Source organism: Bradyrhizobium sp. 164 (assembly GCF_023073715.1).
Classification (GTDB): Bacteria; Pseudomonadota; Alphaproteobacteria; order Rhizobiales; family Xanthobacteraceae; genus Bradyrhizobium.
Map to the genome: position 1 here is coordinate 50,315 of NZ_JADPKA010000018.1, position 14,162 is coordinate 64,476.

The 14,162-nt window shown below is 65.1% G+C and carries 13 protein-coding genes; 4 read left to right on the top strand and 9 right to left on the bottom strand.

Annotated features, from left to right (window positions below; all coding sequences use genetic code 11):
• Positions 1-172: 172 nt before the first annotated feature.
• Positions 173-1,345, bottom strand: coding sequence for an ABC transporter substrate-binding protein (locus IVB01_RS06435; RefSeq protein ID WP_247281870.1), 1,173 nt, complete (start codon positions 1,343-1,345; stop codon positions 173-175).
• 311 nt (positions 1,346-1,656) lie between these two features.
• Here IVB01_RS06435 and IVB01_RS06440 point away from each other — a divergent pair, with 311 nt between their 5' ends.
• Positions 1,657-2,919: an NAD(P)/FAD-dependent oxidoreductase gene (locus tag IVB01_RS06440; RefSeq protein WP_247281871.1), complete on the top strand. Its 1,263-nt coding sequence runs from the start codon at positions 1,657-1,659 to the stop codon at positions 2,917-2,919.
• Positions 2,920-3,082: 163 nt separating this feature from the next.
• Here IVB01_RS06440 and IVB01_RS06445 read toward each other — a convergent pair whose 3' ends face one another.
• From IVB01_RS06445 to IVB01_RS06455, 3 genes are read right to left on the bottom strand one after another with little or no spacing between them, the layout of a single operon-like run.
• Positions 3,083-4,294 (bottom strand): ABC transporter substrate-binding protein, encoded by a 1,212-nt coding sequence (locus IVB01_RS06445; protein WP_247281872.1) that lies wholly within the window; start codon positions 4,292-4,294, stop codon positions 3,083-3,085.
• Between the two features lie 58 nt (positions 4,295-4,352).
• Positions 4,353-4,676 (bottom strand): 2Fe-2S iron-sulfur cluster-binding protein, encoded by a 324-nt coding sequence (locus IVB01_RS06450; RefSeq protein ID WP_247281873.1) that lies wholly within the window; start codon positions 4,674-4,676, stop codon positions 4,353-4,355.
• A gap of 11 nt (positions 4,677-4,687) precedes the next feature.
• Positions 4,688-5,908 carry a cytochrome P450 gene (locus tag IVB01_RS06455; RefSeq protein WP_247281874.1) on the bottom strand — a complete coding sequence of 407 codons (1,221 nt, stop codon included), beginning with the start codon at positions 5,906-5,908 and terminating at the stop codon, positions 4,688-4,690.
• 83 nt (positions 5,909-5,991) lie between these two features.
• Between IVB01_RS06455 and IVB01_RS06460 the strand changes: the two genes are divergently transcribed.
• Positions 5,992-6,498 (top strand): MarR family transcriptional regulator, encoded by a 507-nt coding sequence (locus IVB01_RS06460; RefSeq protein WP_247281875.1) that lies wholly within the window; start codon positions 5,992-5,994, stop codon positions 6,496-6,498.
• A gap of 344 nt (positions 6,499-6,842) precedes the next feature.
• Here the strand turns inward: IVB01_RS06460 and IVB01_RS06465 are convergent, their stop codons facing one another.
• On the bottom strand, positions 6,843-8,693 hold the full coding sequence (locus IVB01_RS06465) for a feruloyl-CoA synthase (protein WP_247494318.1): 1,851 nt from the start codon (positions 8,691-8,693) through the stop codon (positions 6,843-6,845).
• A gap of 150 nt (positions 8,694-8,843) precedes the next feature.
• Here IVB01_RS06465 and IVB01_RS06470 point away from each other — a divergent pair, with 150 nt between their 5' ends.
• Together IVB01_RS06470 and atzF are read left to right on the top strand one after the other, a co-directional pair.
• Positions 8,844-9,338: a MarR family winged helix-turn-helix transcriptional regulator gene (locus IVB01_RS06470; protein ID WP_247281877.1), complete on the top strand. Its 495-nt coding sequence runs from the start codon at positions 8,844-8,846 to the stop codon at positions 9,336-9,338.
• A gap of 181 nt (positions 9,339-9,519) precedes the next feature.
• On the top strand, positions 9,520-11,325 hold the full coding sequence (gene atzF / locus IVB01_RS06475; protein ID WP_247281878.1) for an allophanate hydrolase: 1,806 nt from the start codon (positions 9,520-9,522) through the stop codon (positions 11,323-11,325).
• A gap of 113 nt (positions 11,326-11,438) precedes the next feature.
• Here the strand turns inward: atzF and IVB01_RS06480 are convergent, their stop codons facing one another.
• Genes IVB01_RS06480 through IVB01_RS06495 form a run of 4 tightly spaced genes read right to left on the bottom strand, consistent with a single transcriptional unit; the run spans position 11,439 to position 14,147 of the window.
• The gene (locus IVB01_RS06480; RefSeq protein WP_247281879.1) at positions 11,439-12,161 is read right to left on the bottom strand and encodes a GntR family transcriptional regulator; all 723 of its coding nucleotides are present in this window, start codon (positions 12,159-12,161) and stop codon (positions 11,439-11,441) included.
• Complete coding sequence (hpxZ, locus tag IVB01_RS06485; protein WP_247281880.1) at positions 12,158-12,553, bottom strand: oxalurate catabolism protein HpxZ; 396 nt, start codon at positions 12,551-12,553, stop codon at positions 12,158-12,160. The genes IVB01_RS06480 and hpxZ overlap by 4 nt, the downstream gene beginning before the upstream one ends.
• A 12-nt stretch (positions 12,554-12,565) precedes the next feature.
• The gene (locus IVB01_RS06490) at positions 12,566-13,960 is read right to left on the bottom strand and encodes an AtzE family amidohydrolase (protein WP_247281881.1); all 1,395 of its coding nucleotides are present in this window, start codon (positions 13,958-13,960) and stop codon (positions 12,566-12,568) included.
• A gap of 7 nt (positions 13,961-13,967) precedes the next feature.
• On the bottom strand, positions 13,968-14,147 hold the full coding sequence (locus IVB01_RS06495) for a DUF4089 domain-containing protein (protein WP_247281882.1): 180 nt from the start codon (positions 14,145-14,147) through the stop codon (positions 13,968-13,970).
• Positions 14,148-14,162: the final 15 nt, after the last annotated feature.

The following is a 14,162-nucleotide window of genomic DNA, read 5'->3' on the forward strand; positions in this document are numbered from 1 at the left end:
TGCGGAAAGACTCTGGATTGCTTCGCTACGCTCGCAATGACGGTGCGGCGACTATCGAATAAACGTCTCTCTCCGTCCCAACGGAGACTTCTCCTCACCCAGCCCCTCTCCCCGCATCCGCGTACGCTAAAGCTTCGGCGGGCAAGCGCGGGAAGAGGGGAAGATCAAGACCTCACTTCATCTTGCACTTGTCGTGGAAACGATCCTGGTCGTTCTCGACGATGGTGGCGACGGTCTTCAGCGCGAGCTGGCCTTCGGCGTCCTTGACCACGTCCTGGAGATAGAAGCTCTGGATCGGGATGTGATTGTTGCCGTACTTGAAGGAGCCGCGCAGCGACTTGAAGTTGGCCTTTTCCATCTCGGCCTTCATCGCATCCTTCTTGCTGGTGTCGCCCTTCACCGCGACCACGGCGCTGTTGATGAGCTGGGCGGCATCATACGATTGTGCGCCGTAGTAGGTCGGCCGCAGGCCGGGATACTTCTTGCGATAATCGGCGACGAAGCGCTTGTTCTGCTCGTTGGGGAGGTCATTGACCCATTCCTGCGCGCCGGGCACTCCGAGCGCATTCTCCTTCTGGAGCGGCAGCGACAGCTCGTCGATGGTGAAGACGGTGTAGAGCGGCATGGTGCTCTTGAGGCCGGCTTGGGCATATTGATTGAGGAACTGCACGCCGGCGGCACCGGGGTAGAACACGAAGATCGACTCGGCGCCGGAGGCGCGCGCCTTGGAGAGCTCGGCGGAGAAGTCGAGCTGGCTCGGCCAGACCGTGTACTCCTCGCCCTTGATCTCGCCCTTGAACGTGCTCTTCAAACCGGCGAGCATGTCCTTGCCGGCGGCGTAGTTCGGCCCGATCAGGAACACGCTCTTGACGCCCTTCTGGTTCATGTAGAGGCCCATCGCCTGCGGCGTCTGGTCGTTCTGCCAGGAGGTCGAGAACACATAAGGCGAGCACAGCTCGCCCGCGAGCTGCGAGGGACCGGCATTGGCCGAGATCAGGAAGGTCTGCGAGTCCACCGCGGTCTTGAGCGAGGCCAGGAGCACGTTCGACCAGATGTAGCCGACGATGAAATCGACCTTGTCGGACTGCACCAGCTTCTCGGTCTTCTGCTTGCCGACATCCGGCTTCTGCCCGTCGTCCTCGTAGATCACCTCGACCGGCTTGCCGTCCATCTTGCGGCCGAGATGATCGAGCGCGAGCTCGAAGGAATTGCGCATGTCATTGCCGATCACGGCGGTCGGGCCGCTGAAGGTCGACACGAAGCCGATCTTGATGGTGTCGCCGGCGCATGCCGGATTTGCCAGCACCAGCGCCGCTGCGCCCGCCAGCCAGAATGCCGTCCTCATAACCACTCCCCTCCTTGATTATCGGTCCCGAGGCGGGGTGATCGCCGCCCCCGGGCCAGTCTCTATTGAACGCAAAATCTGTCGAGCCGCCAATGGCTCAGGGCCCGTCCCTGCACCATATTTCGCCCCAATTGGAGATGGCAAGAAATATAGTTCTACTCACTTCGGCCAGCCATGATCAACGCTGCGGCGCTTTTTCGCGCCACATCGATACACTTGGCCTATTCGACGATTGATGACGCCTATTGGACCGCGGCCCCAGAACCGCACTTAAATGAACAAATAGAGCAGCGCGATTCGAGGGGCGCATCATGACCACGACACCGCACCGCGTCGTCATCGTCGGAGCCGGCTTTGGCGGGCTGGAGACGACCTATCGGCTCGCGGGCGCGCCGGTCGAGATCACGCTGATCGACCGCCGCAACCATCATCTGTTCCAGCCGCTGCTCTACCAGGTCGCGACCGCCTCGCTGGCGACCAGCGAGATCGCCTGGCCAATTCGCCATCTCATGCGCGATCGCCGTGAGGTGACGACGCTGTTTGCCACAGTGAGCGGCGTCGACACGGCACGTCGCTGCGTTCTGATCGACGACGGCAGCGAGGTGCCCTACGACACGCTGGTGCTAGCCACCGGTGCGCGACACGCCTATTTCGGCCACGACGAATGGGAGCAATTCGCGCCGGGCCTGAAGACGCTGGAGGACGCGACAACGCTGCGCCGGCACATCCTGGTGGCATTCGAGCGCGCCGAGCGCGAAACGGATCAGGAGAGGCGCGCGGCGCGGCTGACCTTCGTCATCGTCGGCGCCGGCCCGACTGGCGTCGAGCTCGCCGGCACCATCGCCGAGATGGCGCACCACACTCTGCCCGGCGATTTCCGCAACATCGACACGACCAAGGCGCGTGTCGTGCTGATCGAGGCCGGCCCGCGCGTGCTCGCCGGCTTTGCCGACGACCTCTCGGCTTACGCGCAGGCGTCGCTGGAAAAGATCGGCGTTGAGGTCGTGCTGGGGCAACCCGTGACCGAGATCGACCGCGATGGCGTGGTGTTCGGCGGCACGCGGCTCAACGCCAAGACCAGGATCTGGGCCGCCGGCGTGCGCGCTTCGCCCGCTGCCGAATGGCTGGGCGCACCAAGCGATCGCGCCGGGCGGGTGCAGGTCGAGGCGGACCTGACCATTCCGGGGCATCCCGAGATCTTCGCGATCGGCGATACCGTCAGCATCAATGCCTGGGAGGGCAAGCCGGTGCCCGGCATCGCGCCGGCGGCGAAGCAGCAGGGCCGCCATGTCGCCGAGACCATCAAGGCTCGGCTACGCGGGCAGGCGAAGGGCGCCTTCCGCTACAAGCACGCCGGCAGCCTCGCGCAGATCGGCAAGCGGCTCGCGGTAATCGATTTCGGCCGCATCAAGCTGCGCGGCACCATCGCGTGGTGGATCTGGGGCATCGCCCACATCTACTTCCTGATCGGCCTCCGCCACCGCCTCAGCGTCGCGCTGAGCTGGCTCTGGATCTACGCCCGCGACCAGCGGGCGGCGCGACTGATCACGCAAGGGAGTAGCAAGGTGGTGTAGTTCTCCTTCTCCCCTTGTGGGAGAAGGTGGCGCGAAGCGCCGGATGAGGGGTTCTCTCAACTCGAAAGGGAGTTCGTGAGGAGACAACCCCTCACCCGGCTCCGCTTTGCGAAGCCACCCTCTCCCACAAGGGGAGAGGGTGCAGCAGCGCGCGCAGCTCCACCTACTTCACCAACTCACACCCGCCCTCCGCCAGCGGGCGGAACGCCTGGTCCGCGGGAATCGTCGAGACCAGCTTGTAATAGTCGTAGGGGTATTTCGACTCCTCGGGCTTCTTCACCTCGAACAGGTACATTGGGTGCACGACCCGGCCATCCTGACGAATCGTGGTGTCGCCGAACAGCTTGTCCTTGTCCCTGAACTTCTTCATCTCGGGCACGACGTTCTTGGCATTATCGCTGCCCGTGGCGGCGACGGCGTTGAGATAGGCGAGCGTGGAGGCGTAGACGCCGGCCTGATTGCCGCTTGGCATCTTGCCGTTCATGCCGGGCCGCGCGGCGAAGCGCTTGGCGAAAGCGCGCGTGTCGTCGTTCATGTCCCAGTAGAAGGCTTCCATCAGCTGGAGCCCTTGCGCGACCTTGATGCCCATGCCGTGGACGTCGTTGATGAAGAGCAGGAAGGCAACCAGCTTCTGGCCGCTCTGCTGGATGCCGAATTCGGCGGCCTGCTTCACTGCGTTGATGGTATCTCCGCCGGCATTGGCGAGGCCGATAACCTGCGCTTTCGAGCTTTGCGCCTGCAACAGGAAGGACGCGAAATCGGAGGTCCCGAGCGGATGCTTGGACGAACCCACCACCTTGCCGCCATGCGCCTCGATGTATTTCTGTGCCTCAGCCTCGATTCCCTTGCCGAGCGCGTAGTCGACCGTGAGGAAATACCACTCCTTGCCGCCACGCGACATCATCGCGGCCGCCGTGGTGTTACCGGTCGCCCAGGCGTCGTTGACCCATTGAATGGTGTTGGGCGAGCAGGCCTTGCCGGTGAGATCGGAGCTTGCCGTCGAGGACGCCAGGAACGTCATGCGGCTATCGCGCAAGAGCGAGTTGATGGAGAGGCCGACCGCCGAGTTCGGCACGTCGACGATGGCATCAACGCCTTCGACGTCGAGCCATTTGCGCGCGATGGCGCGGCCGACATCGGCCTTGTTCTGATGGTCGGCATAGACGATCTCGACCTTGATGCCCTTGCCGCCACCGTTGAAATCCTCGGCCGCCATGCGCGCGGCCTCGACTGAGCCCATGCCGTTGGTGTCCTGGAAGATGCCGGAGATGTCGTTGAGCACGCCGACGCGCACGACATTGTCGGATATCTCGGCGCTTGCCGCGCCGACCATCAGGCTCGCAGCCAGTGCGAGCGTCCACTTCAGATGCTTCATCGTTCCCTCTCCTGTTGAATGTGTTGCCACGCCGACCGTTGCCGGCGCGGCACAGATTTCAGACCTGCCGCTCCGGCAGCCTCACGATGAGCCCGTCGAGCGCGGGCGTGATGTGGATCTGGCAGGACAGCCGACTGTTCGGGAGCCGCTCGCTTGCGGTGCCCTCGAGCAGCGCATCCTCCTCGTCGGCCATTGCTGGCAGGCGCGCGAGCCAGCTCTCGTCGACATAGACGTGACAGGTCGCACACATGGCGTTGCCGCCGCATTCGGCCAGAATGCCGTCGACGCCGTGGCGGGTCGCGGCCTGCATGGCGCTTTCGCCATCGCTGGTCTCGACACGATCAGACCTGCCGTTGGGATGGATGAAAGTGATGGCGGGCATGAAGCTCCTCGTCAGGCCGGGGTGATGGTGACAGGCAGGCTGTCGAGCCCGCGCAGCGTGTTGTTGAAGCGGCGCTTCGGCTCACCCGCGATCTCGATTTTCGCGATACGGCGCGCCAGAGCCGTCAGCATCACCTCGCCTTCGAGGCGGGCGACGAGCTGACCGACGCACATATGGATGCCGGAGCCGAACCCGACATGGCCCGAGGTGCGGCGGGTGATGTCGTAGCTGTCGGGCTTGTCCCAGCGCCGCGGATCGCGGTTGGCGGCGGCGAGGAACATCAGCACCTTCTCACCTTCGCCGATCTTCGCGCCGGACAGCTCGACCTCCCGCGTGGTGGTGCGGAAGAAGGTCTGCACCGGGCTTTCGAACCGCACGGCCTCCTCGAAAGCGCCACGCGCGAGCGAGAGATCCTCGCGCAGGCGCTGCCATTGATCCGGGAAGCGCGCGAGGCAATAGACCGCGGCGCCGATGCCGTTGACAGTGGTGTCGAGGCCGGCCGACAGCAGCGAGCGCACCAGCAGCGGCGCTTCGGTCGCGGTGATCTCGCCGTCATCGACGCGGTCATGAATGCAGGCGCCGAATCCGCCGGGTGCCAGATTCTCGCGCTGGCACTGCTCGGCGACATAAGCCTGATGCGGCGCCGAACGTTCGATCGCCTCCTGGCGCAACTGGTTGGGCGGGCCGAAGGCGTTGAACACGACGCTCGCATAGGGAATCAAATGCTCGCGGCCTTCCGGCTTAAGCCCGAGCGCATCCGGAAAAATCGAGAGTGGATAGGCCTCGGCAAGATCCGCGATCGCATCGAAGCTGCGCTTCTCCAGCAGCGCATCGACCCGCACCTCGGCCGCTGCGGCAAAGCGGTCGCGCACCTGCTTCATCACGGTGGGGGAAAGCACCTTTGACAGCACGGCGCGGGTGCGGGTGTGCGCGGGCGGATCGGCCTCCAGGATCAGGCTCGGCGGCCGCCACGGCGTCTCCTTCTTGAAATCACTGAGGCCGACACCGCGGCTGGAGCAGAAGGTCGCCGGATCATTCAGCACGGCATGGACCTCGGCATAGCGCGCCACACCGTACACGCTCCATTTGTCGAGATAGACGACCGGGCCCGCCTCCCGCAGCAGTTCATGCGTGGGGTAGGGATCGGCAAAAAAACTCATCGCGAAGGGATCGACGTCGAGATGCGGCACGGCCGCGACGTCAGTTGCTACAGGGGAGCCGGATGCGGTCATGGAAGACCTCTCTCATTTTGATCTTGTGAAAGGGCGGCGCTTACCCTTAGGTCATGGGACAAGCCGCGACTCAGAACCCCGATATGCCGCCGTCCTTGACCAGAGCCCGCCAAAAGCCTGCGCCCGCCGAATTCGGGCCGACGCTCGATCTCGACCGTTACGTCCCGGCCTTCATCACCTTCATCGCCAACAAGCTCTCGAACAGCGCGACCTCGTTCTATCAGCGGCAGTTCGGCGTCAACGTCACGGAATGGCGGATCATGTCGCTGCTGGCGATCGAGCCCGGCATTCCGGCGTCGCGCATCTGCCACGTCATCGGCTTCGACAAGGGCCCGGTGAGCCGGACGCTCGCGGGGCTCGAAAAGCGCGGGCTGGTGTCGATCCGCACCGACCCGAACGATGGCCGCACCCATTCGATCTCGCTCACGGCGAAGGGCCGCGCCACCCACGACAAGGTGATCGTCGCGGCGCTCGAACGCGAGCGGCGCCTCCTGTCCTGCCTCAGCAAGGACGAGCGCGAGGTGCTGATCGACCTGCTCCGTCGGCTGCACGAAAATCTCGGCGCGGTGACCGGCAGCACTGAGCCCTGACAGATCGCGCGCGAGCTGTCTGCTCCTCTCCTGCCCAGGCATACGCCGGCACCTGCCGACGGTGCCATTCCTGCCGCGCATGGTGTTCCTCCGAAGCGGATGCGGCGGTTGCCCCGCCGTCCTCCCTGCCGGAAACGGTTCGCATAAATTAGTTGCTTGGGCAACAAAAAGAATTGGCAAGATATTGCGACAGAATGACTGGCCTATTGGCCAAGCCGTTTAGTCGGATTTCGCCGGAAGTCCTTCCACGGGGACAGTCTGATTTGCTTCGTCGCAAGGGTCCCTCTGCACAGCAACGACGACGTGGAAAGAGCGTGCCTGACTTCGTCTCGACCAGCAGATAGCTACAAGCCAACCCACTCGCTCGACGCATCATCATTCAGCCGCGCCACCGCATCGGCACGACGCGTCAGCACGGCGCGCTGGTTGATGTAGCCCTTGTCGGTGATCTCGCCGCCGTCGACCGAGGCCGGCTCGGCGAGCAGCAGCGCGCGCGTGGCATGGCCGGAGGAGTTGCTGCTCTGCTGTTTCAGCCGCGTCAGAGCCTGCGCGATCGCGGTCCTGACCTTATCATGCGCCAGCACGTCGTTCACAGCCGCCGTGTCGCCCAGCCCGGCATGGGCGCGGCAGGCAGCAATATTCGGAAACACCAGGAAGCGCACCTCGTCGCCGCCATGGCCGGTAACGACGATATCCTGCGCGAGCGGCGCCAATGCGGCGATGCCGGCGACACGCAAGGTGCCGACACTGACCCAAGTTCCGGAATTGAGCTTGAAATCTTCCGCGACGCGCCCATCGAAGAACAAGCCGCGCTCAGGCCGCTTCGCATCGGCAAACTTTACGGCATCGCCGATGAGATAGAAGCCTTCGTCGTCGAACGCCTGCTTCGTCAGCTCCGGCGCCTTCCAATAGCCCGGCGTGACGTTGGGGCCGCGCACGCGAACTTCCAGCTTGTCGCCGGCGGCGACGAGCTTGAGCTCGGTGCCGGGAATCGGCACGCCGATATTGCCCGAGCGTTCTGCGAGGAAATGGCAATCGGTCGCGAGCGGGGACGTCTCGGTCGAGCCCCAGGCCGAGACCATCGGCAACGCATGGCCGACGGTCTTGATCGAGAGATCTTCGAGTGCATCCCAGATATTCTGCGGCAGCGCCGCGCCGGCATAGAAAGCGAATTTCACCTCGCCGAAGAAGCGGCGGCGCAGCTCCTCGTCGCCGCGCAGTGCCGCGGTCAGCATGTCGAAGCCGCGCGGCACGTTGAAATAGACCGTCGGCATCACGCTTCGTAGATTGGCGAGGGACGTCGCAAACAGACCCGGCGCGGGCTTGCCGCCGTCGATATAGAGCGAGCCGCCGTTGCGCAGCACGAGGTTGAAATTGTGGTTGGCGCCGAAGGTGTGGCTCCAGGGCAGCCAATCGAGGATCACGAGATCGCCGCGGCCCGGTTCGAGAAACGTCCAGGTCTGCGCCTTGGCCTGTTGGCTCGAGGTCAGCATTCGCTGGGTGTTGATGACCGCCTTGGGCGTACCGGTCGAGCCCGAGGTGAACAGGAATTTCGCGATCGTATCCGGCGTCACCGCGGCGAAGGCTCTGGCGACGTCGAGCGTCTCTACGGTCTCCGCAATGGAGCGGAACGACAGCGCATCGGCGTCGTCGGCATGGCCGCTGATGATCTGCGCCGTGTGCAACGGCCTGATCGCGGCCAGCGCCGCCGCAAATGGCTTGGTTGCGGAGACATAGATCGCGCCCGGCGCGAGCAGCGCGATCATGCTCCTGAGCTTGTCGAAATCTTTCGACACCAGCGAATAGGCGGATGAAACGGCCGCTGAGGGCACGCCGACATGCTGCGCGGCGAGCGCGAGCAGCGCGTGATCGATGCTGTTGTCGGAGAGAATAGCGAGCGGTCGCTCGGCACTGAGGCCCTGCGCCAGGATCCAGGACGCGGCCGCCCGCACCTGCCGCAGCGCCTGCGCATAGGTGGCGGTAGTCCAAGGCGCATCGGCACTGCCGCGCTCGGCGAGGAAGATCGTATCGGATGTTTGCCGCGCCCATTGCTCCAGCCAGTCGCCGGTGCAGCGCGCGCTCGCGCCAAGTGGCTCGGGCGAGCGCAGCACGATGCTGCCGTCGGCGCGATGCTCTGCGACCGTCCTTGGCGTTGCGAACAGGCTTGCAGCGTCACCGCGTGGGGCGGTCGTCATGGGGTTTCCTCCTCCGCCCGGATTCGGGATCGGCTGCCGCCTCGTTCCGGGCTGCTTGGCCACAATGTTGGGCGGGACAATTGTTGTCGTCAACAACAATCTTTCGCGCCGCCCGTCGAGGCGCTAAGGTCGCGCCGAGGGAGACACGATGTGACAAGCAGCGCAGCCCAGACGTCCCCACGCAAACGCGCCGGCAACGGCGCAGTGCAGCGGAGTGACTCCGACGAGGTCGGCCTCGATGCGTTAGTCGGGCATGCCGGCTACGCGGTGCGGCGCCTCCAGATATGGATCTTTCAGGACTTCATCAGGACGCTCGGTGAGGTCGACATCAGGCCGACGCAATATTCGGTGCTGACGGTGATCGGTGCCAATCCGGGCCTGTCGCAGATGGCGGTAGCCAAGCGCCTCGGCATCGAGCGCGCGCGGCTGGTGCATCTGCTCGACAGCCTCGAACGGCGCAGATATGTGAAGCGGGTCAAGTCGAAGACGGACCGGCGCTCGCACGCGTTGCACCTCACGGCGCAGGGCGCGACGGCACTGGCCAAGTTCAAACGACTTGCCGCGGAGCATGAGCGGCATGTCGAGGCGAAGATCGGAAGGGAGAACCGGCAACACCTGCTTCGGATTCTCGCCGACTTCACGTGACCCCGGCTGCTCATAATTTAAGCAGATGCCCCCTAACCAAGCGCGTGCGCTCGACCCCCAGCTCGCTGCAAAGCCCTGATATCACGATATTATCCTGGGTATTTGCCCAACCTCGATGCTGTACACAATGGCACATCGCTTGCTTCGAGCCGGGTGAACCAGTTGCCGGAGTTTTGTCGTCATGGGGGCTGAGCAGCCTGAAACGATCGCCGCGATTGTGGCCGCGCATCGCGCGGGCACGCTGACGCCGGCGCAGACGGTCGCACGGACCTACCAGCGCATTCGCGACCACAACGATCCTGCGGTCTTCATCAGCCTGCGCGACGAGAAGGACGCGATCGCGGAGGCCGAGAGACTTGCCACGAAGGATGCCGCGAGCCTGCCGCTCTATGGCGTGCCGGTTGCGGTGAAGGACAATATCGACGCGCTGGGATTTCCGACCACCGCGGCCTGTCCGGCCTTCGCCTATACGCCAACGCGCGACTCCAGCGCCGTGGAGCGCCTGCGCGCTGCGGGCGCCATTATCATCGGCAAGACCAATCTCGATCAGTTCGCGACCGGCCTGGTCGGCGTGCGCTCGCCCTACGGCATTCCCAAAAATTCGATCCATGAGGATCTCATTCCCGGCGGATCGAGTTCGGGCTCGGCAGTCGCCGTCGGCGCCGGGCTCGTGCCGCTCTCACTCGGTACCGACACTGCCGGCAGCGGCCGCGTGCCGGCGATGCTCAACAACATCGTCGGGCTGAAGCCGAGCCTCGGCATGATCTCGACCGCAGGTCTCGTGCCCGCCTGCCGCACGTTGGACTGCATCTCGGTGTTCGCACTGACAGTCGATGACGCCGCGCTGGCGCTCTCCGTGATGGCCGGCCCGGATCAGGCCGACCCGTTCTCGCGCGACCGGCCGCTTCAGCAGCTCACGCCGTTCCCGGCGAATTTGCGCCTCGGCGTGCCACGCAACGGGCAGTTGATCTTCTTCGGCGACAAGACGGCGGAAGCCGCCTACGGCGATGCGCTGAAACGCTGGAGCGCGCTTGGCGCGGATCTCGTCGAGTTCGACCTCGAGCCATTCTACGAGACGGCGCGGCTGCTCTATGAGGGCCCGTGGGTCGCCGAGCGCTACCTCGTGATCAAGGATCTGCTCGCGTCCGCACCCGATGCGATCCACCCCGTGACGCGCGAGATCACGGCGGCCGGCGCGCGGTTGACGGCCGCCGAGACCTTCTGCGCGCTCTATCGCCTGCAGGGCCTGCGCAAGATCGCCGAGCGCACATTTGCGAACATCGACGCGCTGGTGCTGCCGACCGCGCCGAGCGCCTATACGACCGCGGAGGTGCTAGCCAATCCAATCGAGCTCAACAGCCGGCTCGGTACCTACACCAACTTTGTCAATCTGCTCGACCTCTGCGGCCTTGCCGTGCCGGCGTCGATGCGCGCCGACGGCATTCCGTTCGGCATTACGCTGCTCGCCCCCGCAGGGTGCGATGCGTTGCTCGCCAGCATCGGCCGTGTGTTCCATGCGGATACGCAGCTGGGTCTCGGCGCAAAGAACGTGGCGCAAGCACCGCTCGCGCCGCTGCCCGCAAGCAGCGGCGAGGAGATTCCGATCGCAGTCGTCGGCGCCCATCTCTCCGGCATGGCGCTGAATGGCGAGCTCAAGGCGCTGAACGGACGCCTGATCGAAGCGACCAAGACCGCGCCGGACTACAAGCTCTATGCACTCAAGACGACGCCGCCCAAGCCGGGCATGCTGCGCGTCGAAGCCGGCAAGGGCGCCGCAATCGAGCTGGAGATCTGGTCCCTGTCGTCGTCTGCCTTCGGCAAGTTCGTCAATGCGATTCCTTCGCCGATGGCGATCGGCACGATAAGGCTTACTGACGGCCGCAGTGTGAAAGGGTTTCTCGTCGAGCCGGAGGCGTTGCCCGATGCACGCGACATCACGGCGTATGGCGGCTGGCGGAAGTATATGGCGGAAGCCGCGACGACGTAGGTGCGGTAGGGTGGGTAAAGCGAAGCGTGCCCACCATCCAACATCATTGCGGATGGATGGTGGGCACGGTGCTTCGCACCTTTTGCCCACCCTACCGCACCGAGCGAGTCGCCCTACACCGACACCGAATAGATCTCATACTCCCCGCGGACCAATTCGATATGCGCGCGCATGGCTGCCGCGGCGCCCTGCTTGTCACCGCGCATGATGGCGACGACGACGCGGTCGTGCTCAGCTTGCGACTTGGCGAGCCGTCCGAGATTGCGGAACTGGGCGCGGCGGAACGGCTGCACGCGGACGCGGGTGGCGAGCGTGATCTCGGCGATGTAGCCGTTCTGCGATCCCGCATAGATCGCGTTGTGGAAGCGCTCGTTGACCTCGTGGAAACGCTCGGGATTGCCGGCATAGCTCAGCACCCGTAGCTCCTCGTGGACGGCCTCCAGGCCGTGCCGCTCGGCGGCCGACATGCGCTCGGCGGCAAGGCCGGCGCACAATGCCTCGAGCTCCGCCATCGCCTCGAACATGCTCTTCAGCCGCTCGATCGAGGGCTGCGCCACCACTGCCCCACGATGGGCGCGCGCCTCGACAAGACCGCTCGCGACGAGCTGGCGCAACGCCTCGCGCACCGGCGTGCGCGAGACGCTGAAGCGCCGCGCGATGTCGGTCTCGTCGAGCGGCGCACCGGGAGCCAAAGTTCCACGCACGATCTCGTCGGCGAGCTGAAGACGCAGCTCTTCCGCGCGCGTGACTTTGTGCAGCGACGGTGAGGGACGGTCGACGCGCGGCACCACCGGCTCGGCTGGCAGCGCTCCCGGCGGAAAGTCGTCAAGCCTCATACGGTCTCTTTCGGCTCGTCGATGATGCTGACATGGGCGGCGACGACGCGCCAGCCCTCCGGAAAGCGAATCCAGGTCTGCATCTGCCGGCCGACCTTGCCGGGCGCGGTGTCGCGATAGAACAAGGTGGAGGCCACGGCCGTGTCGCGGCCATAGCTCGTAATCACGGTCTTCGCGGTGCGCCGGTTCAGGCCGACCGGCGAGCGGCCGGCGCGAAAGCCGGAGATCGCCTCATAGCCGTAGAGGTTCTCGCCGATACCGTAGCGCAGCGTGCGGGGGTCGTTGCGGAAGAGCTCACCGAGCACGGCGACGTCGTTGCTGACGAGGGCCTGCTCATAGCGCTCGAACGCGGCTCTGACTTCGGCGATCACGTCGGGAAGATCGATCTCCATCTCAAAATCCTCTTAAAGTCCCCTTGGCGACGGCGCCGATACCACGCCCATTTTCTCCAGTGCGTACGCGACGCGCAAGGCGAGGTCCTCGCGCCAGGGCGCGGCGATGATCTGCACGCCGATCGGCAGCGGCTCGAGCGGCACCGGCACGGCGACGACCGGCAGGCCGATAAAGGAGATCGGCTGGGTGTGGATGCCGATACTGGCGCGCACCGGCAGCTCGACGCCGTCGAGCGTGAAATTGATCTGGCCAAGCTTCGGCGCGGTGCACGGCGTCGCCGGCGCAAGCAACACGTCGACAGACTTAAAAATCTCGGCGAGCTGGCCGCGATACCAGCGTCGGAATTTTTGTGCGCGGTCGACCAGCGGCGCCGGTACCATGGCGCCCGCAATCAGCCGGTCGCGCACGGCAGGATCAAAATCGTTCGGGCGCTTGCGCAGGCGATCGAGATGCAGCGAAGCGCCTTCGGTAGTGGTGATGACGTAAGCCGCCGCGCGGGCGCGCGAGGCTTCGGGAATGTCGACGATCTCAGTCGCGCCAAGCGCCTTGGCAACGCGGCTGACGGCTTCGACGGCTTCCGGAAACACGTTCTTCTGAAAGTGACCGCCGGCGATCGCGATGCGCAAGCCCGAGATGGACTGGCCGAGCAGCGGCGCCACCTGTTCGACGCCACGCGTGGTGCAGGCGCCATCGTCGGCATCCGGTCCCTGCATGACGTCATAGGCGAGCGCGAGGTCGGCGACGGAGCGTGCCAGCGGGCCGAGATGATCGAGGCTCGCGACAAACGGGAACGAGCGCGCCCGCGACAGCCGGCCGTAGGTCGGCTTCAAACCAAAGATGCCGCAGAACGAGGACGGCACCCGGATTGAGCCATTGGTGTCCGAGCCCAGCGCGATCGGCACCAACGCGGCGCCAACGGCGCTGCCCGATCCACCCGAGGAGCCGCCGGTCATCCGCGTGGTGTCATGCGGATTGCGCGAGGGACCGTCATGGACGTTCTCGCCGGTGAAGTCGTAGGCGTATTCACCCATGTTGAGCGCACCGACCAGCACGGCGCCGGCTGCTTCCATCCGCTCGATCAGCGCGGCGTCGCGCCTGGCTGGCGAGAGGTCGCGGTTGATCTTCGAGCCCGCGCGCGTCACGAGGTTAGCTACGTCGAACAGGTTCTTCACTGCAAAGGGCACGCCGGCGAGCGGGCCGACTTTCTTACCCGCGGCGATCTCGGCATCGATCGCGCGCGCCTTGGCACGGGCGCGGTCGGCGGTGACATCGGTGAAGGAATTGAGGATGGTGTCGTGCTGCTTGATGCGCGCGAGAGCTGTTTCCGTGGCAGCGAGCGCCGACATCCTGCCGCCCGCAACCGCGCTCGCGATCTCGGTGGCGGTCATCTCTGGCTTTGTGATCATGGCGACATCAGGCCGTGAAAATCGGCGCCGGCTCGGTCTCGTCCGGCAGCGCGAATTCGTCGACGAGGCGGCCAAGCCGCAGCGAGACTTCGAGATTGGCGCGAACGGCGGGTCTCCAGGCCTCCTCGACCGGTAGCGCAAGCGCCTTCGATACGGCTTCGATATAGTCGTCCAGCGGCTCGGCCATCACGCTCCCAAACTA